This is a genomic window from Morganella morganii (genome assembly GCF_041099235.1).
In the GTDB taxonomy this organism is placed as follows: Bacteria; Pseudomonadota; Gammaproteobacteria; order Enterobacterales; family Enterobacteriaceae; genus Morganella; species Morganella morganii_E.
On the sequence record NZ_JBFZSO010000004.1, the window covers coordinates 187,624 to 209,590 of the forward strand.

General features: G+C 51.2%; 20 protein-coding genes. 12 read left to right on the plus strand and 8 right to left on the minus strand.

All coding sequences use genetic code 11. The annotated features are described in order from the left end of the window. Window positions 1-2 precede the first annotated feature (2 nt). Window positions 3-221, plus strand: coding sequence for a translation initiation factor IF-1 (gene infA, locus AB7038_RS09265; protein ID WP_002211347.1), 219 nt, complete (start codon window positions 3-5; stop codon window positions 219-221). 76 nt (window positions 222-297) lie between these two features. On the opposite strand, the gene clpA is transcribed toward infA, so the two are convergent. Then, window positions 298-2,583 (minus strand): ATP-dependent Clp protease ATP-binding subunit ClpA, encoded by a 2,286-nt coding sequence (gene clpA / locus AB7038_RS09270; protein ID WP_369453183.1) that lies wholly within the window; start codon window positions 2,581-2,583, stop codon window positions 298-300. A 33-nt stretch (window positions 2,584-2,616) separates the two neighbouring features. Beyond that, window positions 2,617-2,937, minus strand: coding sequence for an ATP-dependent Clp protease adapter ClpS (gene clpS, locus AB7038_RS09275; protein ID WP_015422570.1), 321 nt, complete (start codon window positions 2,935-2,937; stop codon window positions 2,617-2,619). A 258-nt stretch (window positions 2,938-3,195) separates the two neighbouring features. Between clpS and cspD the strand changes: the two genes are divergently transcribed. Next, on the plus strand, window positions 3,196-3,426 hold the full coding sequence (cspD, locus tag AB7038_RS09280) for a cold shock domain-containing protein CspD (protein WP_004235798.1): 231 nt from the start codon (window positions 3,196-3,198) through the stop codon (window positions 3,424-3,426). An 86-nt stretch (window positions 3,427-3,512) separates the two neighbouring features. Here cspD and macB read toward each other — a convergent pair whose 3' ends face one another. From macB to AB7038_RS09295, 3 genes are read right to left on the minus strand one after another with little or no spacing between them, the layout of a single operon-like run. Beyond that, on the minus strand, window positions 3,513-5,459 hold the full coding sequence (gene macB / locus AB7038_RS09285; RefSeq protein ID WP_369453184.1) for a macrolide ABC transporter ATP-binding protein/permease MacB: 1,947 nt from the start codon (window positions 5,457-5,459) through the stop codon (window positions 3,513-3,515). A gap of 3 nt (window positions 5,460-5,462) precedes the next feature. Further along, a complete protein-coding gene (gene macA, locus AB7038_RS09290; protein ID WP_369453185.1) occupies window positions 5,463-6,572 on the minus strand; it encodes a macrolide transporter subunit MacA in 1,110 nt (369 codons plus the stop codon). Window positions 6,573-6,586: 14 nt separating this feature from the next. Then, entirely contained in the window at window positions 6,587-8,269 is a 1,683-nt protein-coding gene (locus tag AB7038_RS09295; protein ID WP_369453186.1) for a DUF2813 domain-containing protein, read from the minus strand. 236 nt (window positions 8,270-8,505) lie between these two features. Between AB7038_RS09295 and AB7038_RS09300 the strand changes: the two genes are divergently transcribed. From AB7038_RS09300 to artM, 6 genes are all read left to right on the plus strand, one after another. Next, window positions 8,506-9,405, plus strand: coding sequence for a lysine exporter LysO family protein (locus tag AB7038_RS09300; RefSeq protein ID WP_049246907.1), 900 nt, complete (start codon window positions 8,506-8,508; stop codon window positions 9,403-9,405). Between the two features lie 13 nt (window positions 9,406-9,418). Further along, window positions 9,419-10,867 (plus strand): DUF2867 domain-containing protein, encoded by a 1,449-nt coding sequence (locus AB7038_RS09305; protein ID WP_369453187.1) that lies wholly within the window; start codon window positions 9,419-9,421, stop codon window positions 10,865-10,867. Window positions 10,868-10,985: 118 nt separating this feature from the next. Continuing rightward, window positions 10,986-11,714 (plus strand): arginine ABC transporter ATP-binding protein ArtP, encoded by a 729-nt coding sequence (artP, locus tag AB7038_RS09310; protein ID WP_024474069.1) that lies wholly within the window; start codon window positions 10,986-10,988, stop codon window positions 11,712-11,714. Between the two features lie 39 nt (window positions 11,715-11,753). Next, window positions 11,754-12,488: an arginine ABC transporter substrate-binding protein gene (gene artJ / locus AB7038_RS09315; protein ID WP_004241743.1), complete on the plus strand. Its 735-nt coding sequence runs from the start codon at window positions 11,754-11,756 to the stop codon at window positions 12,486-12,488. A gap of 15 nt (window positions 12,489-12,503) precedes the next feature. Next, the gene (gene artQ / locus AB7038_RS09320; protein ID WP_072870989.1) at window positions 12,504-13,208 is read left to right on the plus strand and encodes an arginine ABC transporter permease ArtQ; all 705 of its coding nucleotides are present in this window, start codon (window positions 12,504-12,506) and stop codon (window positions 13,206-13,208) included. Between the two features lie 2 nt (window positions 13,209-13,210). Further along, complete coding sequence (gene artM / locus AB7038_RS09325) at window positions 13,211-13,879, plus strand: arginine ABC transporter permease ArtM (RefSeq protein ID WP_032098908.1); 669 nt, start codon at window positions 13,211-13,213, stop codon at window positions 13,877-13,879. Window positions 13,880-13,942: 63 nt separating this feature from the next. Here artM and rlmC read toward each other — a convergent pair whose 3' ends face one another. The 3 genes from rlmC to AB7038_RS09340 form a co-directional block, all read right to left on the minus strand. Then, a complete protein-coding gene (rlmC, locus tag AB7038_RS09330; protein ID WP_369453188.1) occupies window positions 13,943-15,067 on the minus strand; it encodes a 23S rRNA (uracil(747)-C(5))-methyltransferase RlmC in 1,125 nt (374 codons plus the stop codon). Between the two features lie 35 nt (window positions 15,068-15,102). Then, window positions 15,103-15,591, minus strand: a complete 489-nt coding sequence (locus AB7038_RS09335; protein WP_072870993.1) for a YbjN domain-containing protein — start codon at window positions 15,589-15,591, stop codon at window positions 15,103-15,105. A gap of 105 nt (window positions 15,592-15,696) precedes the next feature. Continuing rightward, window positions 15,697-16,008, minus strand: coding sequence for a YbjC family protein (locus AB7038_RS09340; RefSeq protein ID WP_036407623.1), 312 nt, complete (start codon window positions 16,006-16,008; stop codon window positions 15,697-15,699). A gap of 173 nt (window positions 16,009-16,181) precedes the next feature. On the opposite strand from AB7038_RS09340, the gene AB7038_RS09345 reads away from it, so the two are divergent. The 4 genes from AB7038_RS09345 to AB7038_RS09360 all read left to right on the plus strand — a co-directional run bounded on the left by AB7038_RS09345 (window position 16,182) and on the right by AB7038_RS09360 (window position 21,878). Next, complete coding sequence (locus tag AB7038_RS09345; RefSeq protein ID WP_004235784.1) at window positions 16,182-16,445, plus strand: GrxA family glutaredoxin; 264 nt, start codon at window positions 16,182-16,184, stop codon at window positions 16,443-16,445. 391 nt (window positions 16,446-16,836) lie between these two features. Next, on the plus strand, window positions 16,837-17,445 hold the full coding sequence (gene ybjG / locus AB7038_RS09350) for an undecaprenyl-diphosphate phosphatase (RefSeq protein ID WP_368888730.1): 609 nt from the start codon (window positions 16,837-16,839) through the stop codon (window positions 17,443-17,445). Window positions 17,446-18,289: 844 nt separating this feature from the next. After that, the gene (locus AB7038_RS09355) at window positions 18,290-19,609 is read left to right on the plus strand and encodes an HAAAP family serine/threonine permease (RefSeq protein WP_108655047.1); all 1,320 of its coding nucleotides are present in this window, start codon (window positions 18,290-18,292) and stop codon (window positions 19,607-19,609) included. Between the two features lie 949 nt (window positions 19,610-20,558). Then, window positions 20,559-21,878, plus strand: coding sequence for an HAAAP family serine/threonine permease (locus AB7038_RS09360; protein WP_368888731.1), 1,320 nt, complete (start codon window positions 20,559-20,561; stop codon window positions 21,876-21,878). Window positions 21,879-21,967 lie beyond the last annotated feature (89 nt).

The following is a 21,967-nucleotide window of genomic DNA, read 5'->3' on the forward strand; positions in this document are numbered from 1 at the left end:
AGATGGCCAAAGAAGACAATATTGAAATGCAAGGCACTGTGTTAGATACACTGCCGAACACGATGTTCCGTGTGGAACTGGAAAACGGACACGTTGTGACTGCACATATCTCCGGTAAAATGCGTAAAAACTATATCCGCATCCTGACAGGCGACAAGGTTACAGTAGAACTGACCCCATATGACCTGAGCAAAGGCCGTATCGTCTTCCGTAGCCGCTGATCCCTGCAGGCCACGCCTCATAAAAAGACACCACAGGCAACGCACCGAAGTGCGCGTCCTGTGGTGATCGTTTCTGTCAGGCTACCGGATCGCCGGACTTCTCTTTCAGGGCACTGAAACGGTAAGTCAGTTCATCTTTCTTCTTATCAAGATCGATAATCACCGAACCGCCGTTCACCAGCTCACCGAACAGTAATTCGTTCGCCAGCGGTTTTTTCAGTTTATCCTGAATCACACGGGCCATCGGACGTGCGCCCATTGCCGGGTCATACCCTTTTTCTGCCAGCCATGTACGGGCACGGGCAGACACTTCAATGGAAACACCTTTCGCATCCAGCTGCGCCTGGAGTTCAACAATAAACTTGTCGACCACCTGGGCGATAATCGGCTGTGACAGCGCATTAAACCAGACAATGCCGTCCAGACGGTTACGGAACTCCGGTGTGAATACCCGTTTGATTTCCGCCATCGCGTCAGTGCTGTTGTCCTGCTCGGTAAACCCGATGGATTTACGCTGGGTTTCACGCACACCGGCGTTGGTGGTCATCACCAGGATCACATTGCGGAAATCCGCTTTGCGCCCGTTGTTATCGGTCAGTGTCCCGTTATCCATCACCTGTAATAACAGGTTAAAGACATCCGGATGCGCTTTTTCGATTTCATCCAGCAGTACCACCGCATGCGGGTGTTTGATAACCGCATCCGTCAGCAATCCGCCCTGATCAAACCCGACATAGCCCGGAGGCGCACCAATCAGACGACTGACGGTGTGACGCTCCATATACTCGGACATATCAAAGCGCAGCAGCTTGATACCCATTGCTTTGGACAGCTGCACTGTGACTTCGGTTTTTCCGACCCCGGTCGGCCCTGCCAGCAGGAAGGCGCCAATCGGTTTCTGCTCGTTCCCCAGACCCGCACGGCTCATTTTGATGGATTCCGTCAGGGCATCAATCGCCGGATCCTGGCCGAAGACCAGCATTTTCAGGCGGCTGTCGAGGTTACGCAGCAGATCTTTATCACTGCTCGAAACGGTTTTTTCCGGGATACGCGCGATCCGCGCCACAATCGCCTCAATTTCGCCGACGCCAATGGTTTTCTTACGGCGGCTCAGCGGCATCAGACGGGTTCTCGCCCCGGCTTCATCGATAACATCAATCGCTTTATCCGGCAGATGGCGGTCAGTGATGTATTTCACCGACAGAGCCACGGCAGCCTGAATGGCTTTCGCGGTATAACGCACATCATGGTGTGCCTCATATTTGGCTTTCAGGCCGTTAATGATGCGCACGGTTTCATCGGCAGTCGGTTCATTAATATCAATTTTCTGGAAACGGCGGGTCAGCGCTTTATCTTTGTCAAAGATATTGCTGAATTCCTGATAGGTTGTGGAACCAATTACACGGATTTTCCCGTTGGATAATAACGGTTTAATCAGGTTTGCCGCATCCACCTGACCACCGGATGCCGCACCGGCACCAATAATGGTGTGGATCTCATCAATAAACAGAATGCTTTTTTCGTTTTTCTCCAGCACTTTCAGCAGCGCCTTAAAGCGCTTCTCGAAATCACCGCGGTATTTGGTGCCTGCCAGCAGTGAACCGATATCCAGAGAAAAAATGGTATAGCCTTTGATCACTTCCGGTACATCATCCTGCTCGATACGCCAGGCGAGCCCTTCCGCAATCGCGGTTTTACCGACCCCGGATTCCCCGACAAACAGCGGGTTATTCTTACGGCGGCGGCACAACACCTGAATGGTGCGCTCCAGTTCCGCCTGACGGCCGATCAGCGGGTCAATCTGGCCTTTACGGGCCAGGTCATTAAGATTGGTGGTGAAGTTATCCAGACTGTCCTCGCCGCCGGTACTCTCTTCGGCGGCAGACTGTGACGGCTCATCAAAGGACGGACCGCTGTCATTTTCATCTTCACCTTTGGTGGTGCCGTGAGAGATGAAATTCACAATATCCAGACGGCTGACATCATGCTTGCGCAGCAGATAAGCCCCCTGGGACTCCTGCTCACTGAAAATAGCCACCAGCACATTCGCGCCGTTGACTTCATTACGGCCCGATGACTGGACATGGAAAACGGCGCGCTGCAACACGCGCTGGAAACTCAGTGTCGGCTGGGTTTCGCGATCATCCCCTTCCGGCAGCAGCGGTGTGGTTTGTTCAATAAAATGCTCAAGTTCCTGGCGCAGGATGGCCAGGTTAACGCGGCAGGCTTCAAGCGCCTCACGGGCTGATTTGTTACCTAATAACGCCAGCAGCAGGTGCTCTACGGTCATAAATTCATGCCGGTTGTCCCTTGCTTTGGCAAAGGCGATATTCAGACTGAGCTCTAATTCTTGATTGAGCATAGGCACCTCCATTCAGAGAAACAAAGTGTATTCTTATACCTTCTCGAGTGTACACAGCAACGGATGATCGTTGTCTTTCGCGTACGTATTGACCAGTGTTGTTTTCATTTCAGCGATTTCAGCGGTAAATACCCCGCAGATCCCTTTTCCCTGATAATGGATGTCGAGCATAATCTGCGTCGCACGATCAACATTATAAGAAAAGAACTTTTGTAAAACTTCAACCACAAAGTCCATAGGGGTATAGTCGTCGTTGTTTAAAACCACCTTATACATAGACGGTGGTTGTATCTTCTGCAGCGCTTTTTCCCTGAGCGTGACATCCGTTTGTGATTCAGATTGATAGTGACTCATTGCTATTCCGGTTATAGAAAACGTACGCCACATCAGGCGTATCAATACTTAGCGTTATCTGTATCAAACTTTACAGGCCAATACAGTGTTGCTGTAAACAAAGGCTTGACGTTACCCTCTAATTCAATAGAGTATAAATAATGTACAAAGCAACCAGTATATCCGCGTACATCTGATACTTCATTACTGAGTATTATGGATCATATGGTGCATTGTGCAGCATTTTTCAATCGTTTGACAGATGAGGGTTGTAACAGTATGGAAACAGGTACTGTTAAGTGGTTCAACAACGCCAAGGGTTTCGGGTTTATCTGCCCGTCGGATGGTGGTGACGATATTTTTGTACACTATTCGACGATTCAGATGGACGGCTACCGCACGCTGAAGGCGGGTCAGAAAGTGAATTATGACACCATTCAGGGACCAAAAGGGCATCACGTCAGTGTGATTATTCCGGTTACTGAAGATGACGACACCACAGCGCCGTAACACGGTATTTAACAAAATTATGCGGATCGTCGCGGTAATGTCAATCGTCATTCCGCGACGCATTCGTATTTTCAGACTGTGCGCGGTTACTCCCGCGCCAGTGCATCAATAGGATCAAGTTTAGCCGCATTTCTGGCCGGCAGAAAGCCGAAGATGATCCCGATCGCGGTCGAACAGAGCACCGCGCTGACAATCGCCGCAGGGCGGAAGACAAACTCCCAGTCCGGCAGCGCCATTTTGGCAGCAAAGGCAATGGAGTATGAAAGCCCGAGGCCGATAGCCCCGCCCATCAGACACACCAGCACCGCCTCAATCAGAAACTGCTGCATCACATCCCCCGCCCGTGCACCGACCGCCATGCGGATGCCGATTTCGCGGGTGCGTTCCGTCACACTGACCAGCATGATGTTCATCACCCCGATGCCGCCCACCACCAGCGAAATTACCGCCACCAGGGTCAGGAAGAGCTGCATGGTGGTCGTGGTTTTATCCACGGTTTTCACAATACTGTCGAGGTTATAGGTAAAGGTATCTTTTTTGCCGTGACGCAGCGTCATCAGCCGCACCAGCTGCTCTTCCGCATTTTTGGTGTTGTAACCATCGCGGATACGCACAGAGACCATATCCAGGTAATTACGCTTCATCAGACGGCCGGTCAGGGTGGTGTACGGCATCCAGACCTGTAAGGTTTTCGAGTTACCGAACATAGACTTGCGATCCGCAATCACACCGACCACCGTTGCAGGCATGTTGCCCACCAGCAGCATTTCCCCGACCACATTATTCTGATGCGGAAAGAGTTTACGCTTGGTATTCATATCGATGATAACAACCTGAGATCGGCGCTCGTACATCTCAGGGGAGAATGCGCGCCCTTCACCGAAACGCATGTCATACACGGTGAAAAAGTCCGGTCCGATTCCGGTGACACGGGCTGCGGAGTCGAGATTGCCTCTGCGCAGACGCGCGCCGTTCTCAATTTCCGCTGACGCCGCATAGACATACGACTGCTGACGGATCACATCCACATCGCCGGGTTTCAGGGATTGCTGATCCTGTCCCGGGTCACTGCCAAAGTCTTTGCCGGGATAGACAAAAATGGTGTTGGTGCCGATGGATTTGATATCCGACAACACCAGCGCTTTGGCGGCATCCCCGATCACCAGTATGGTCACCACAGAGGCAATCCCGATGATAATACCCAGCATGGTGAGCAGTGTCCGCATCTTGTTGACCACCATGGCGCGCCACGCCATCAGCAGCGCTTCGTTAAAGCGGCCGAGGAAACGGCTGAACGCGCTGCTTTTCAGCGGCGGTTTCGCGGCCGGGGCTTTCGCCTGCGGATTAATGACTGATCCGCTGTCGCTGAGGATATGTCCGTCTTTGATTTCAATGATCCGCGCGGCCTGTGCGGCAATGGACGGATCATGGGTAACGATAATCACTGTATGCCCTGCATCACAGAGCTGGCGCAGAATAGCCATCACTTCTTTACCCGACTGACTGTCGAGTGCACCGGTCGGTTCATCCGCGAGGATCACTTCCCCGCCGTTCATCAGGGCGCGGGCGATACTGACACGCTGCTGCTGTCCGCCGGAGAGCTGTCCGGGCCGGTAAATCAGCCGCTCCCCCAGCCCCAGACGCAGCAACAGTGCTGCGGCCCGCTCACGGCGCTCACGGGCGCTCAGCCCGGCATAGATAGCCGGCATTTCCACATTCTGTTCCGCACTGAGGTGGGATAACAGATGGTAACGCTGGAAAATAAAGCCGAAATGTTCGCGGCGCAGCGCCGCCAGTTCATCACCGCTCAACTCCGCTGTATTTTTCCCGGCAACAAAATAGTGCCCGTCACTCGGCGTATCCAGGCAGCCGAGGATATTCATCAGCGTGGATTTACCGGAGCCGGACTGGCCGATAATCGCCACCATTTCACCGGCACTGATAGTCAGCGAGACATTATCCAGCACCGTGACATTGCTGTCCCCTGAAGGATAACGGCGGTAAATATTCCGCAGTTCTAATAATGCGCTCATGAATTATCCTGCTGTGCCGTCATCAATACCAGTCACCACTTTCTCATGCTCCGCCAGACCTTTAACCACCTCGGCTTCCACATCATTACGGGTGCCGAGTGTCACCCGGCGGGTTTCCGGCTGACCATTCACCAGCACCTGCACTTCGTATTCGGTCGGGGAGATCTCTTTACCGAGTGCCGCCAGCGGGATTTTCAGCACGTTGTCGCGGTTTTCCAGCGCGATTGTGACCTGAGCAGTCATGTCCAGTTTCAGTACATGCTGCGGGTTCGGCACTTCAAAACGGGCATAATAGAAAATAGCGTCATTGATTTTCTGCGGTTTCGGCAGAATATCGGTGATCACGCCGCTGAAGGATTTGTCCGGCGCGCCCAGCACACTGAACGTCGCTTTCTGGCCGGGTTTCAGATACACCACATCCGCCTCAGAGACTTCCGCATTGACCAGCATGGTATCGAGGTCCGCCAGGGAGAGGATAGTCGGCGCCTGCTGCATGGCAATCACTGTCTGGCCCTGCAGGGTTTTCAGCTCTGTCACCACGCCGTCCATCGGCGCGCGGATATTGGTGTACTGCAAATCATTGCGGGCGGTATCGAGTGTGGCCTGATTACGTGCCACCTGGGCTTTGTAGGTGTCAATCGCCGCGCGCTGCACATCCATATTGCGCCGCGCCTCATCCACATCCTGCTTTGAGATAACCTGAGTTTTTGCCAGTGCCAGCCGCCGCTGATAGGTCGCCTGTGCAAAGGCATACTCCGCCTCTGCCTGCTTCAGCCGCGCTTTGATTTCACTGACCGTCTGCTCAGCCTCAATCACCACGTTCTGTGCTTTGACCGGATCGATAACCGCCAGCAGATCGCCCTTCTTAACAAAATCACCCTCTTTGACATTCAGGGTCTGCAACTGCCCGTTGACCTGCGCACCGACATCCACTTTCTGCAGTGCATCCAGCTTGCCGGTGGCCATCACTTTCTTTTCGAGTGTGCCGCGCTGCACATTCGCTGTCATATAGCTGACCGGCGCATCTTCGCGGGTGAAGAACCAGAAACCGCCGGCGATCAGAATAATCAGAATGCCGGCGGTCAGGATTTTTTTCTTTGAAACTGCTTTCATTAACACCTTGTTCCTCAGTTAGCGCGCCCTCTGGCGAGCCATGCCACGCGGGAGAACATCCGGCGCAGCAACAGCGGGATAGAATCCACACCCCGGTTCGCCGCATTGTTGGCAATCGCAATCGCCAGATCCGGTTTTGAGGTGCGGTGAATCGCTTTGGTTATGACCCGGCGGGCCGGCATTTTTATATTTTCCGGAATATCCGCGACCTGGTGATACAGGCGGCTGAACCCCTCGCGATATAAAAAGTGCTCCATATCCGGCGCCGGCAGACGGGTCAGTCTGTCCTGCTCGACATCATTGAGCCCCGATGAGAAGTGTGCGGCAGTAGCTGCATATTTCTTACCGGCTTCATCGCCGTCAACCAGCGTATGCCATTCTATACCCATTTTGTTGGCAAACTTTAACAAAGGTTTAAGACCGCACTGGGCAAACTCAATCACCTTGATCCCTTCAGTCTCAAAGTAATAATTACACTGTTTTGCCAGGTCATTCATCAGCCAGATTTCCGTCTCTCCCTCCACCAGCAGCCAGCAACGGGCAAACAGTGCCGACGGGCGGTTAAAGCGGATATGGAATGAGATACGCCGCAGCTCTTCCGGTGACAGATGGTTTTCCCCCAGCCGGTAAGCGGCAACGCGGGTGGATTCCCGCACCAGGCGGCAGATATCATGAATCGGTACCAGCGAGAGCAGTTCACCGGAGTTGGTGGTGGTAATGCGCTGTAAGGAAAACAGATTGAGCAGACCCCACGCCACCGACAACATGATCGGATGCAGGCGGGTTTCCGGGTCTTCAACGATAATGATCGGACGGGCATAGGGGTCGAGCTTCAGACCACTGTTGGACTGGAGCAGCGCGGCAAACATGCCGAGGATAATCAGCCGCACATTGCGCTGATTAGGACCTGCCACGACACGGTTAATCCCTTCCAGCGCCTGCCACGCCCGCTGGCGCGGTTCGATATTCAGCCGTTTGGCTTTGCGGCGATCGAGCAGATACTCCCCCTGCTCGGCAAAGTAGTGGCTGAGCAGCTGTTTCATGGCCTCAAGGCCATCCTGTAAATCATCATTGGAGAGTGTCTGCGGGTTGCTCACCAGGGCACGGGTCAGATCCGCCATCCGGTTATTGAACGTCTCCGTTTGTGTGCGGAGATCATATTCCTCTTCCTCACAATCGGGCACATTTTTTCTCAGGCCGCGCATAAAGCGGGCATCGCGCAGACGCAGTACCGGATAGAGGCGGATAATCTCACTGATAAACTTATCGGTTTCCGCCGGCAGCAGCGGCTCACCGGCCTCATCCAGAAAGGTGCGCTGACTGGTAATCGTGTTGTCATCCGCCAGATCCGCACTGACACGGTAGTTGATCCGCAGATACTCATCCCCGTTGGTACGCCACAGCGGCGCCAGCTCACGAAAACGGCGGGAGCGGGAGCGTCCGGGCCGGTTTTCACGGAATGTCAGGACAATCTGCAGATGGCGCACAGGCCCGGTTTCGCTGTCGGCAGCGTGATAAAAATCACTCAGGACAAATTTCGCATTCAGCGCCTGCGGTGACAGCGTCAGCGTCAGGGCATCCAGCAGGCTGGATTTCCCCCAGGCGTTCTCACCGATCAGTACCGTATTGCCGGTCAGTGGTAATGACAGGCGGTTAATACCGCGAAAACCCAGAATTTCCACTCTTTCCAGAATCATAGTTCCCTCACTGTTTGCCGGATACCGCCTGTTTTATGACAATACTGTCACAATAATGATCACAATAAAGTATTATCACAATGTAATAAATAAAAACGGTTTTGACTTATACTAAACACGAAAACAGAGGGATACGTAGCAATTATGGTGAGGATGCCGCTGTAATCGTCTGCTTTTTAATCAGATAGTGACACAAACATAAGTAAAGACGGCATTATTTTACGGAAACAACACACATGTATTCAGGGTTATTAATTATTCTCGCCCCGCTTATTGCGGGTTATCTCATCCCGGTCAGCAGCACGGCACTGAAAAAAATCATCGGTCGCGGCCTGAGCGCGATGGTGTATGTGATCCTGTTTCTGATGGGGATAAGCCTGGCGCTGGTGGAAAACCTCGGGGCAAATCTGCTGGTGATTGTGCAGTACACCCTGACCTTTTCCGTGGTGGTGCTGGGCTGTAACCTCGCCGGTCTGTTTTTATACGGCAAAAAATACCCGTGGCAGGTTCCGGCTCACAAACAGCAAAAACCACCTTCCCGCCTGCATATGGTGCTGGAATCCCTGCAACTGTGTGGTGTGCTGCTGGTTGGCTTTGCCACCGGGTTATTCGGCTGGTCGTTTCTCGCCTTTGCCGGTGCTGCCAGTGAATACGCGCTGATCTTCCTGCTGTTTCTCGTCGGGATCCAGCTGCGTAACAGCGGCATGACGCTGCGTCAGATCCTGATTAACCGCCGTGGTATGCTGGTTTCGCTGATTGTGGTGATTACCTCGCTGCTCGGCGGCGCACTCGCGGCACTGATCGCGGGGCTGCCGGTCAAAACCGGGATGGCGCTCTCCTCCGGCTTCGGCTGGTATTCGCTGTCCGGTATTCTGCTGACAGATGCTTTCGGCCCGGTACTCGGCAGTGTCGGCTTCTTTAACGATTTGGCGCGGGAAATTGCCGCGATTATGCTGATCCCGCTGCTGATCAACCGCCACCGCGCCGCAGCACTCGGCCTCGGCGGTGCCACCACGATGGACTTTACCCTGCCGGTATTGCAGCGCAGCGGCGGTGTATCGATTGTCCCGGCCGCGATTGTGCACGGCTTTGTCCTCAGTCTGTTTGCCCCGGTGCTGATAGCCCTGTTTACCTGAAGAGTGAAAACGTATGCCACAACAACGGATTTTAGTGCTGGGTGCCAGCGGTTATGTCGGACAGAATCTTATCCCGCAGCTGATTGCCGCCGGTCATCAGGTTACTGCCGCCGCCCGCCGGGTGGAGTGGATGCAGGCACAGGGCTGGGAAAACACCCGCTGCTGCTATGCGGATCTGTATGATAAATCCACCCTGGAAACCCTGTTTCAGGATATTGATGTGGTGTATTACCTCGTCCACAGTATGACGGATGAGGCGGACTTACTGGCACGGGAACGCCTGGCGGCGGAAAACGTGCAGGAGATGCTGAATAAATCTGCGGTGCGGGAAGTGATTTACCTGAGCGCCATGCAGCACAAAGACAGCGATTCCCCGCACCTCGCCGCCCGCAGACTGACCGGCGAAATCCTCGCGGACAGCCGCGTACCGGTCACCGAGATCCGCGCTGCCATTATTGTCGGCCCCGGCTCAGCGGCGTTTGAGATCATGCGCGACATGGTGTACAACCTGCCGATCCTGACCCCGCCTCGCTGGGCACGCTCAAAATCCTCGCCGGTGGCGCTGGAAAACCTGCTGAATTATCTGACCGGCCTGCTTTCTCATCCTGCTGACGGCAACCGGCGCTTTGATGCCACAGGGCCGGATTACCTCAGCTATCTGGAGATGTTCCGCCATTTTATTGCCATCAGCGGCAAAAAACGGCTGATGATCCCGCTGCCGATCCCGCTGCGGCTGATTTCAGTTCACTTTCTGCGGCTGATCACCACGGTGCCGGAAGGGATCGCCAAAGAACTGATTATGGGTCTGAAATACGATCTGCCCGGCGACGGAAAACCGCTTCAGGCGCTGATCCCGCAGACACTGCTCAGTTTTGATGATGCCGTGCGCAAGACCCTTAAAGATGAAGCGGATGCCGTGGATAATGAAGACTGGGGCTATGACCCGGAAGTCCGCGCCCGCTGGCGGCCGGGCTTTGGTTTCTATCCCAAACAGGCCGGTTTTACCCTGAATACTTCCGCCTCCGCCGATGCCCTGTGGCATGTTGTGCAGCAGATTGGCGGCAAAGACGGCTATTTTTACGCCAATATTCTGTGGTCAGTCCGCGCCCGTCTGGATGACCTGTGCGGTAATAAAATCACTTACGGCCGCCCGGATCGCGATACCCTTGAACCCGGGGATAAAATCGACGGCTGGAAAGTGATCACCGTAAAACCCCGGCAGCAACTCTCCCTGCTGTTCGGTATGAAAGCCCCCGGACTGGGACGGCTGGCCTTTACCATCCGCGACCACGGCCACCAGCGGACGCTGGATGTCCGCGCCTGGTGGCATCCCGCCGGATTCAGCGGGCTGCTCTACTGGTTCGCCATGATGCCTGCTCATTTATTCATCTTTAAAGGAATGGCGAAAACCATCGTCAAACGGGCGGCAGCATACGTCCTCCCGGCATCTGAGAAGACATAATCACTCAGTAAAAGTGATTAGTTTGCTTTTTTAGTAGTTTTTTATGCAGAAATAATTGCATATTTATTCTTATGGCGTTAATATTCACTCAACGTCACTGAGTATGCAGAATTACAGCATGAGTATTCAATTAAAAAACATCAATTGCTTTTACGGACAGCATCAGGCGCTGTTTGATATCAACCTGGAATGTGGTGCAGGCGAAACCATGGTACTGCTCGGGCCGAGCGGTGCCGGTAAGAGTTCCCTGCTGCGGGCACTGAACCTGCTTGAAATGCCGCGTTCCGGTGAACTGACCATTGCGGATCACCATTTTGATTTTACCACCACGCCGTCTGCCAAAGAGATCCGTTCCCTGCGTCAGAACGTCGGCATGGTGTTCCAGCAGTATAACCTGTGGCCGCATCTGACCGTCATGGATAACCTGACAGAAGCACCGATCCGGGTACTGGGTCTGACCAGAGAAGCCGCTCAGGCAAAAGCGGAAAAGCTGCTGACACGTCTGCGTCTGACTGATTTTGCAAACCGGTTCCCGCTGCATTTGTCCGGTGGCCAGCAGCAGCGTGTGGCGATAGCCCGCGCCCTGATGATGGAACCGCAGGTGCTGTTATTCGATGAACCGACAGCGGCACTGGATCCGGAGATTACCTCTCAGGTCGTCGATATTATTAAAGAGCTGTCACAGACCGGGATTACCCAGGTGATTGTGACTCACGAAGTGGATATCGCCCGTAAAACCGCCAGCAAAGTGGTGTATATGGAAAACGGCCGCATCGTGGAACAGGGCGGCGCACAATGCTTTATCACGCCGCAGACAGAGGCATTTGCCGGTTATCTGTCACACTGATTATTTTCTGCCACTGAACATTAAAAATAGGATGTTGCTATGAAAAAACTGGTTATTGCCGCATTAATCGGCGCGTTTGCTTTCTCCGCAGCGGCGGCAGAAAAAGAAAAAATCCGTTTCGCGACAGAAGCGAGTTATGCCCCGTTTGAAACCGTGAATGAGAAAAATGAAATCGTCGGTTTTGATGTGGATCTGGCTCAGGCGATGTGTGCCAAAATCGATGCGGAATGTACCTTTACCAACCAGGCGTTTGACAGCCTGATCCCAAGCCTGAAATACAAGCGTTTTGACGCGCTGATGGCCGGAATTGACGTGACACCTGAGCGTCAGAAGCAGGTTGATTTCACCAATACCTATTATGATAACTCTGCTGTTTTCGTTGCAGTTGCGGGCAAATTTGATAGCATTGACAGCCTCAAAGGGAAGCAGATTGGTATCCAGAACGGCACCACGCATCAGAAATACCTGATGGAGCAGTTTAAGGACATGAAAATTGTGCCTTATGAAAGCTACCAGAACGCGGTACTGGATCTGAAAGGCGGACGTATTGACGCCGTATTCGGTGACACAGCTGTTATCAATGAATGGCTGAAGAGCAACGACAATCTGAAAACCGTGGGTGAGCGCGTCACCGATCCGGAATATTTCGGCACCGGCCTGGCTATTGCAGTCCGCAAGGGCAACAGCGAGCTGAAAGACAAACTCAACAAGGCGCTTGGTGAGGTCAAAGCGGACGGTACTTACGATACCCTCTATAAGAAATGGTTTGAGTAATAACATAAAAAATTAATGAACGATTTTCTCTCTTTAGCAAGCGCCGCCGGGGTAACCGTCGGCCTTGCTGTTTCTGCACTCCTGATTGGTCTGGTGCTCGCGATGCTGTTTACCCTCTGGGAAACCGTGCGCTGGAAACCTGTCGCTTTTGCCGGAACCTGTCTTGTTACGCTTATCCGTGGTTTACCTGAGCTGCTGGTGGTCCTGTTTGTCTATTACGGCACGCAGGAAGTGATTATTCAGCTGAGCGACGGTATCAATCTGGGCTTCTTCACCCTGACGCTTGAGATCGACAACGGCCCGTATGTGCCGATCTTCAGCGGCATCACAGCCCTGTCTCTGCTCTACGCGGCCTATGCGTCACAAACCCTGCGCGGTGCCCTGAAAGCGGTGCCGGACGGACAGCGGGAGGCCGGTCAGGCACTCGGTCTGAGCCGTACCACCATTTTCCTCCGCTTTGTCATGCCGCAGATGTGGCGGCATGCCCTGCCGGGACTGGGTAACCAGTGGCTGGTTCTGCTGAAAGATACCGCGCTGGTGTACCTGATTGGTATTAACGAGCTGATGCTGCAGACACAAAGCATTGCCCGCCGTACTGAAGAACCTTTCACCTGGTACAGCATCGTGGCGCTTATCTATCTCGCCATCACGCTGGTCAGTCAGTACATCCTCAAACGTATTGAATTGCGTACCACACGTTTTGAACGGAGCGGCCAATGAGCATATTTGATTATATTCTTGCCGTATTACCGGGCCTGCCGGTCAGTCTGTCACTGACTTTTACCGCACTGATCACGGCGTTTCTGCTGTCAGTGCTGTTTACACTGGTACTCTCTCTCAAACCCCGGGTTCTGACACCGCTGGTCAAAGGGTATATCACCCTGTTTACCGGGACGCCGCTGCTGGTCCAGTTTTTCCTGATTTATTTCGGGCCCGCGCAGTTTGAAGGACTGAAAAACTATCCGCTGCTGTGGGAACTGATGTCCTCCCCGTGGCTCTGTGCCATGGTGACACTGGCTCTCAACAGTGCAGCCTATTCGACACTGCTGTTCTACGGCGCGGTGAAAGCGATTCCGAAGGGTCAGTGGCAATCCTGCCAGGCGCTGGGGATGTCACAGAAGCAGACCATGCGGATTATCCTGCCCTATGCCTTTAAACGTGCATTGTCGTCCTATTCCAACGAAGTGGTGCTGATCTTCAAAAGTACCTCGCTGGCCACGACAATCTCATTGCTTGAAGTGATGGGTTACAGCCGCCGCCTGTTTGGTCAGGATTACGATCTGAACGTCTTTATTGCTGCGGGGATTATTTATCTGGCAGTCAACAGCCTGCTGACGCTCGCAATGCGTCTGATTGAACGCCGCGCGCTGGCATTCGAACACCGTAACTGATCCGCTCATACGAAAACGGGGCTGCAATTCACATTGCAGCCCCGTTTTTTTATTCTCTGATTATTATTTTCTGGTCAGCAGCACCAGCACTTCATAATGTGCGGTATGCGGGAACATATCAAACAGCTGCACGCGCTGCGGCTGATACTGAGTGAGATGCCCCAGATCCTGTGCCAGGCTCTGTGCATTGCAGCTGGAATAGATAATCGTCTCCGGAGCCATGGTATTGAGATAATCACACAGCGCTTTCCCGATCCCCCGGCGCGGCGGGTTCACCAGCACCAGTTCCGGTACGGCGGATTTAGCAAGGGCAAACTGCGCGGAATCCAGCGCCTGAAACGTAACATTCTCCAGCCCCATTTTTTCCGCTGAACGGGTGGCACAGGCAATCGCCTCCGGGCTGATTTCAATCCCGGTCAGTTGTGTGGATTTATCTGCACAGTGGAGGCCGAATCCGCCCGCGCCGCAAAACAGATCCCATAAGCGGGTGATGCCCAATTCACGCACCCACCGTCCGGCAGTATGATACAACTGCGCGGCAACAGCCGGATTGGTCTGGAAAAAGCTGTGCGGACGGATATAGAGCGGAATACCGTTAAAGGTCTCTTCCAGTACCTCATCCGGCGTGAAGATAATCTCCTGCTCCCCTTCCAGAATTGCCATCGCGACCGGCTGGATATTGGCGGAAATCACCGATAACTGCGGCAGTTGTGCCTGCAAAAACGGCAGCGCGGCCTGTAACTGCGCCACTTTTTTCTCTGATCGCAGCACAAAGCGCAGCATCATTTTACCGCTGGCGCGGCTTTCGGTCAGCAGCAGGAATTTCAGCTCGCCCCGGCGGCGTTCCACATTGTACGGCGTGAGTCCGGCACGGGCGATAAAGGGCTTCAGCGCAGCAAATACTGCCGCAAAATGTGGCGGATAGAGCAGACAGTCCGATAAATCGACCGGCTCGTTATCTGTCACGATCCCGAACACCGGGCGCTCCACACTGCCGCTGACCACCATCTTGGCTTTATTTCTGAACGCGGTTTCCGCGCTGCGGACCGGCGGCAGCCAGTTTTGTACAGCAAACGGCGAGAGCAGCGCGCGGAGATCCTGCTCTTTATCATCAATCTGCTGAATATAGGGTTTTTCAAGCCACTGACAGGAACGGCAGCGGCCGGCGGAATACTGAGGGCAATGCATGATGGTGTCCCGGATATCGAAAGTGGTGCGGATAATCAGTGGATCACCGGAGAAGGAACGGAATCAGCGCGGAAGCTTTCTTCATCTTCCGGTTCCGCATCATTCGGGTCAAACAGCATATTGTTACTGAACAACTCAAAAATCACTGCACCGACCTGCTCTTCCATCAGTTGCAGGGAGAGAGAGAACTGCTCAAATGTCAGCCCGGCACTGAGCGGCAGGGAGTAACAGACCACCAGCTTCGGCATGGCGGAATCCTGAATATCCATAAAAGTTTTGACCAGCAGCGAACTGGCGTTGATCTGGCTCAGGTTGGCAATCAGCGGGACAATCGCGGTCGGGCGGACTTCCGCCAGCGCCGAGAACACCAGCATATCGTCAAGGATATCAATTTTGGCATCAAACACACCGTCCACATTTTGCATATGCGGCAGATGCAGTGCCTGGCAGGAATCACACTCAAAACAGGAGAGTTTCAGCTGATCCAGCCATGTGCGTAATATCGTGAGATCGGGAATGATCATGAACCTGAAGCCTTTTAACCGGAAAAACAAAAGTACAGCGGGGAAAACCGTCACCCGCAGACCAATAACGGATCTTAGCTGAAAAACGTGAAGGGGAATAACGTTTTATTGCTTTTTTTCATTTTTATTCTGCCGGGTCTTTTTGTCCGCCCCGCTTTTGCTGTCGATACCCACGGACGGCATGGCGCTGATGGCCCGCCAGACAATATTGATTGCCGCCGGTACCAGACATCCCAGGCCGGCAAACGCCATCACCATCAGGGCATTTTTGCTGCTCATAAAGCCCGGCAGCGAAATAAAATCATTCACCGCCAGATAGACCAGCACCAGTAATATCACACCGATGACCTCACAGATAATTACCGGGCGCGGCATATCCCCTAATGAACGCATTTGTCGCGGCTGCTTTCTGGTCATATTATCCTCTGTGATTCTGTTTTTTATGTCCGCACTGCGGATAGTCACTGAACCATTGGTGCGGACTACCGCACAAATCGTCACAACATTCTTTTCTATCCGTTATGATACAGGCATAATTTATCCCATTAAAGCACCACTTCCGGTGTTACTGATGAATGAAGGAGCTTTTCATGTATACCGTTATTTTTGGCCGTCCGGGTTGTCCTTATTGCGTTCGTGCGAAAGAACTCGCAGAAAAACTGAAAAATGAACGTGATGACTTCGACTATCGCTATATTGATATTCACGCTGAAGGCATCAGCAAAGAAGATTTATCTGTCACAGTCGGTAAACCGGTTGAAACGGTTCCTCAGATTTTTATCGATGAGAAGCACATCGGCGGCTGCACTGATTTCGAAGCTTACGCAAAAGCCAATCTCGGCCTGTTCAGCTAAGCTATCCGGCCGTTTCCCGCCCGGGAAACGGCTTATTTGTTCCTCCCTATCCCTCTGATTTTCAACACCAAAAAATTATTTTCATTTTTTTGAATCTTTTTTCGAACTTTCTTACCGGGGCGCAGTCTGAATAAGTGCCACTGCTTTTCTTTGAATATCCCCAAGATTGAGGAAGCCCGATAGTCACCAATTTGGTTTTAACTATCGGGTTTTTTATTGCCTGCTGTTTATCCCGCCTGGTGTTATTTCAGATTTTGTCAGTTTTCTGCAATGTTACGTAATAGCACGATTAACCAAGACATTTTTACTTTACCTTGATGCGCAACACGGCTACCCTGACCCGTCATTTTATTACCGGGTATATACGGGTGTGTTTTTTAAGGAGTCTGCTGTGCTGGAAAATCTGAATCATTCACTTTTTCTCCTGATTAATGCCACGCCGGAAACGTCTCATGCCATGATTACTGCAGCCACTTTCGCGGCTAAATATCTGGTTCTGCTGTTTCCGGTTGTTGCCGCAGGGTTCTGGCTGCGGGGAGCGCCTGAGAATATGGCCCGCCAGCGCAGCGCTGTCTGCAAAAGTGCCATTGCGCTGCTGATTGGTTTCGCTGCCTCCTGGATTATCGGCACACTCTGGCCGCATGCCCGTCCGTTTGCCGAACCGTTCGGCCACAGCTTCCTTGATCACGCACCGACGGCCTCATTCCCGAGCAATCACGGCATTATCGTGTTTACCTTCGCGCTGGGCTGCCTGTTCTGGTGCAATGTCCGTGCAGGCTTGCTGCTGATGATCCCGGCACTGATTGTCGCCTGGTCGCGGGTTTTCCTCGGCGTTCACTGGCCGGTGGATATGCTGGGTGCCTTTATCACTGTGCTGATTGCCTGTGCACTGACAGAGCTGCTCTGGAGCCTGTTCGGTCCGGCACTGCAAAACCGGTTGCAGGCGCTCTACCGGCACTGTTTTGCCATGCCTATCCGCAAAGGCTGGGTGCAGGGATAACCTGTACAAAAATAAATCCTGAAATACCGGCCGCTGTGCCGGTATTTGGGATTGCTGACAGCATTATTTTGGTTCACAGAATATTATTTTGGTATTTATTTAACATTTCTGTTTTATTCTTCATCAATATCACTCAGACCACTTAATTCGTGATTAAAAAAATTATTTTAATCATGCCGGATACACAGTACGTCTATTATAAAAATCCTTGTTTCATACTGCCGGATTTCCGGCATCCCTCCTAATCGTCAAAAACTCAACGAACAAATTACTTTACGTTAAAAAACAATAAATAACATGAAGTTTCACACTCATAAAATGGTTCTATTTATAGTGATAATTTGTTTTGTCATAATGCAATATTGTGCAGCGCATATACTAATTCACATCTGAACAAATAAATTTGTTTAAATAAAAAACAGGCAAAAATGACATTATTGCAGAATATCTGACCTCCTATGCCGTTTCGGCATACCTCATTCCGCAAAAGCGGATTAACAACATTATTAAATGTTGCAACATGACCGGTTTTAATGTTATTTATAGCAAATGAGATGAAGATCACAGTGTTTTTCACTAAAAACCAGTATATTTTCACCACAAAAATACAGTCACCAATCTCAGATTCTTTTGAATATGAATTAATGCAGAGGCTTTTATTTATCCATTGCAGATATCAGGCCGCTGCTGTTTATTATTTTTACCGGTAAGCAATTACAGGTAATTTTCCCGTTTTACTTATTTTTATCCGGTTGCGTACATAGACCCTGCTTCAGAGACACATTTTGTGCACAGCTCACCGTGCATTTTTTCGTTGTTATTGTTGCAAATTTTGGAGACATCTATGGAAACAACACAACCACAGGTCGTGGTCAGTCAGACTGATACCAGTAATGATTACCGCAAATGGCGTAAATCCGATACCGTCTGGATGCTCGGACTGTACGGTACAGCTATTGGTGCCGGTATCCTGTTTCTGCCGATTAATGCCGGTATCGGCGGGCTGCTCCCGCTGATTATTATGGCCCTTCTGGCCTTCCCGATGACCTTTTTCGCGCACCGCGGTATGTGCCGCTTTATCTTATCCGGTAAAAATCCGGGTGAAGATATTACCGAAGTGGTGGAAGAGCATTTCGGTGCCAAAGCAGGGAACCTTATCACCCTGCTCTATTTCTTTGCGATTTACCCGATCCTGCTGGTCTACAGTGTGGCTATCACCAACACCGTGGAAAGCTTTATCGTTAACCAGATGCATATGACGGCTCCGCCGCGCATTATTCTGTCCCTGGTACTGATTGTCGGGATTATGTGTATTATCCGCTTCGGTGAAGCCGCAATTGTCAAGGCAATGAGTGTGCTGGTATTCCCGTTTGTGGCGGTTCTGATGGTACTGGCGCTGTATCTGATCCCGCACTGGAATACCGCGATATTTGATACGCTCTCTTTCAGCAGTCACTCTGCCGGTGATACCGGACGCGGTCTGATGGTGACGCTGTGGCTGGCGATTCCGGTGATGGTGTTCTCGTTCAACCATTCGCCGATTATTTCCGCATTCAGTGTCGCAAAACGTCAGGAATATGGTGATAACGCAGAGAAAAAATGCTCACGCATTCTGGCATGCGCCCACATTATGATGGTGCTGACTGTGATGTTCTTTGTGTTCAGCTGTGTGCTGAGCCTCTCCCCGCAGAATCTGCAGGAAGCAAAAGATCAGAACATCTCTATTCTGTCTTACCTGGCGAACTACTTCCATAATCCGATGATTGCCTATATCGCGCCGTTAGTCGCGTTTATTGCTATCACCAACGCATTCCTGGGTCACTACATGGGTGCCCGTGAAGGCTTTAACGGTCTGGTTAACAAAGCACTGCGCGCCAGAGGTAAAAGCATTGCACCGTCTAAGCTGAATAAACTGACTGCACTGTTTATGCTGGTCACCTCCTGGATTGTTGCCACACTGGACCCGAGCATTCTGGGGATGATTGAAACCCTGGGCGGCCCGATCATCGCTATGCTGCTGTTTATCATGCCGATGTACGCTATCCGCAAAGTCCCTGCGATGCGCAAATATGCCGGTCACCTGAGTAACCTGTTTGTGGTTGTGATTGGTCTCATTGCCATCTCAGCTGTGTTTTACAATCTGTATCAGCTGTTTTTTGGCTGATAAATACATGACTGTTGCCCTCTCCGGCGGGCAACCTGCCGGGTTCTGCTGATACCGGCGCGATACCGGCCCGCACGCCGGTATTTTTTTACCGCTGTTTAATTGCCGCCGGCGATCTTTTTTTAACCATATTTTTCACTGCCGGCAGTATTATTTTTGTTCGCAGAATATTATTCTGGTATTTATTTAACATTTCTGTTTTATATGTCACCAGTATCACTCAGGTGACTTAATTCGTGATTAAAATAATTATTTTAATCATCCTGGATATACGATGTGATCATTATATAAAGCCATATTTTATACTGCCTGTCTCTCAGCACGTATCCGCTACGACCACACGCCTGGTGAAAAAATATTTTTCACATTAAAAACAATGAGTAATATAAATAATCCACAATTTAAAAAGGGTTTTTAACCCTGTGAAAATCAGGCCTGCCACTATTTTTAAATAGTGCAATTTGTGCGGATGATATATTTATTAACATATGAATAAATTAATTTAATTAAATAGAATACAGACAAAAACCTCGTTATTACAGAACCCGCAATCCCTCTATGCCGTTTCGGCATACTCCATTCCGCAAACCCGGATTAACAATTTTATCAAATCTTGCAACAGAGCCTGTTTTACTGTGATTTATAGCATTTGAGACTGTGATCACGGTGTTTTCCACTGAAAAACAGTATATTTTCACCATCAGAAAGAGAGTTATCAATTTCAGGTACTTTTGAATATGAATTAATGCAGAGACCTTTATTTATCCATTACAGATATCAGGTCGCTGCTGTTTATTATTTTTACCGGTAAGCAATTGCCGGTGACTTTTTAGCTTTACTTATTTTTTATCTGGTTACGTACATAGACCCTATTTCAGAGACGAATAAATGCACAGGTCAGCGTGCAAAATTTTAATTGTTGTTATTGTTGTACATTTTGGAGACTTCTATGGATACAACACAACCGCAGGTTGTGGTCAGCAAGACTGACACCAGCAATGATTATCGCAAATGGCGTAAGTCCGATACCGTCTGGATGCTCGGACTGTACGGTACCGCTATCGGCGCAGGCGTACTGTTTCTGCCGATTAACGCCGGTATCGGCGGGCTGATCCCGCTTATCATCATGGCTGTGCTGGCCTTCCCGATGACCTTTTTCGCACACCGCGGCATGTGCCGCTTCGTGCTGTCCGGTAAAAATCCGGGCGAAGATATTACTGAAGTGGTGGAAGAGCATTTCGGTTCCAAAGCCGGCGGTCTGATCACCCTGCTCTATTTCTTCGCTATCTATCCGATCCTGCTGGTCTACAGTGTGGCTATCACCAACACCGTGGAAAGCTTTATCGTTAACCAGATGCATATGACGGCTCCGCCGCGCATTATTCTGTCACTGGTACTGATTATCGGGATTATGTGTATTATCCGCTTCGGTGAAGCCGCGATTGTCAAGGCAATGAGTGTGCTGGTATTCCCGTTTGTGGCGGTTCTGATGGTGCTGGCACTGTATCTTATCCCGCACTGGAGCACTGATGTATTCAAAACCCTCACTTTCGACAGCAATACGGCCAGTGTCACCGGTCATGGTCTGCTGGTAACGCTGTGGCTGGCGATTCCGGTAATGGTGTTCTCCTTTAACCATTCCCCGATTATCTCTGCCTTTGCTGTCGCCAAGCGTGAAGAGTACGGCGAAAATGCGGAGAAAAAATGCTCCCGCATTCTGGCATACGCTCACATTATGATGGTACTGACCGTGATGTTCTTTGTGTTCAGCTGTGTGCTGAGCCTCTCCCCGCAGAACCTGCAGGAAGCGAAAGATCAGAACATCTCTATTCTGTCTTACCTGGCTAACCACTTCCAGAACCCGATGATTGCCTATATCGCACCATTCATCGCGTTTATTGCTATCACCAAATCATTCCTGGGTCACTACCTGGGTGCCCGTGAAGGCTTTAACGGTCTGGTTAACAAAGCATTACGCGCCAAGGGCAAAAGCATTGCACCGTCTAAACTGAATAAACTGACTGCACTGTTTATGCTGGTAACCACCTGGATTGTTGCCACATTAGACCCTAGCATTCTGGGTATGATTGAAACCCTGGGCGGCCCGATCATCGCTATGCTGCTGTTTATCATGCCGATGTATGCCATCCGCAAAGTCCCTGCGATGCGTAAATATGCCGGTCACCTGAGTAATCTGTTTGTGGTTGTGATGGGTCTCATTGCAATTTCAGCGGTGTTTTACAATCTGTATCAGCTGTTTTTTGGTTAAAAAATAAATGACTGTTGCCCTCTCCGGCGGGCAACAGCAACAACAATAATCAGCCGGAACTGAAAAGTAACGGCTTCGTGAATTTTCAC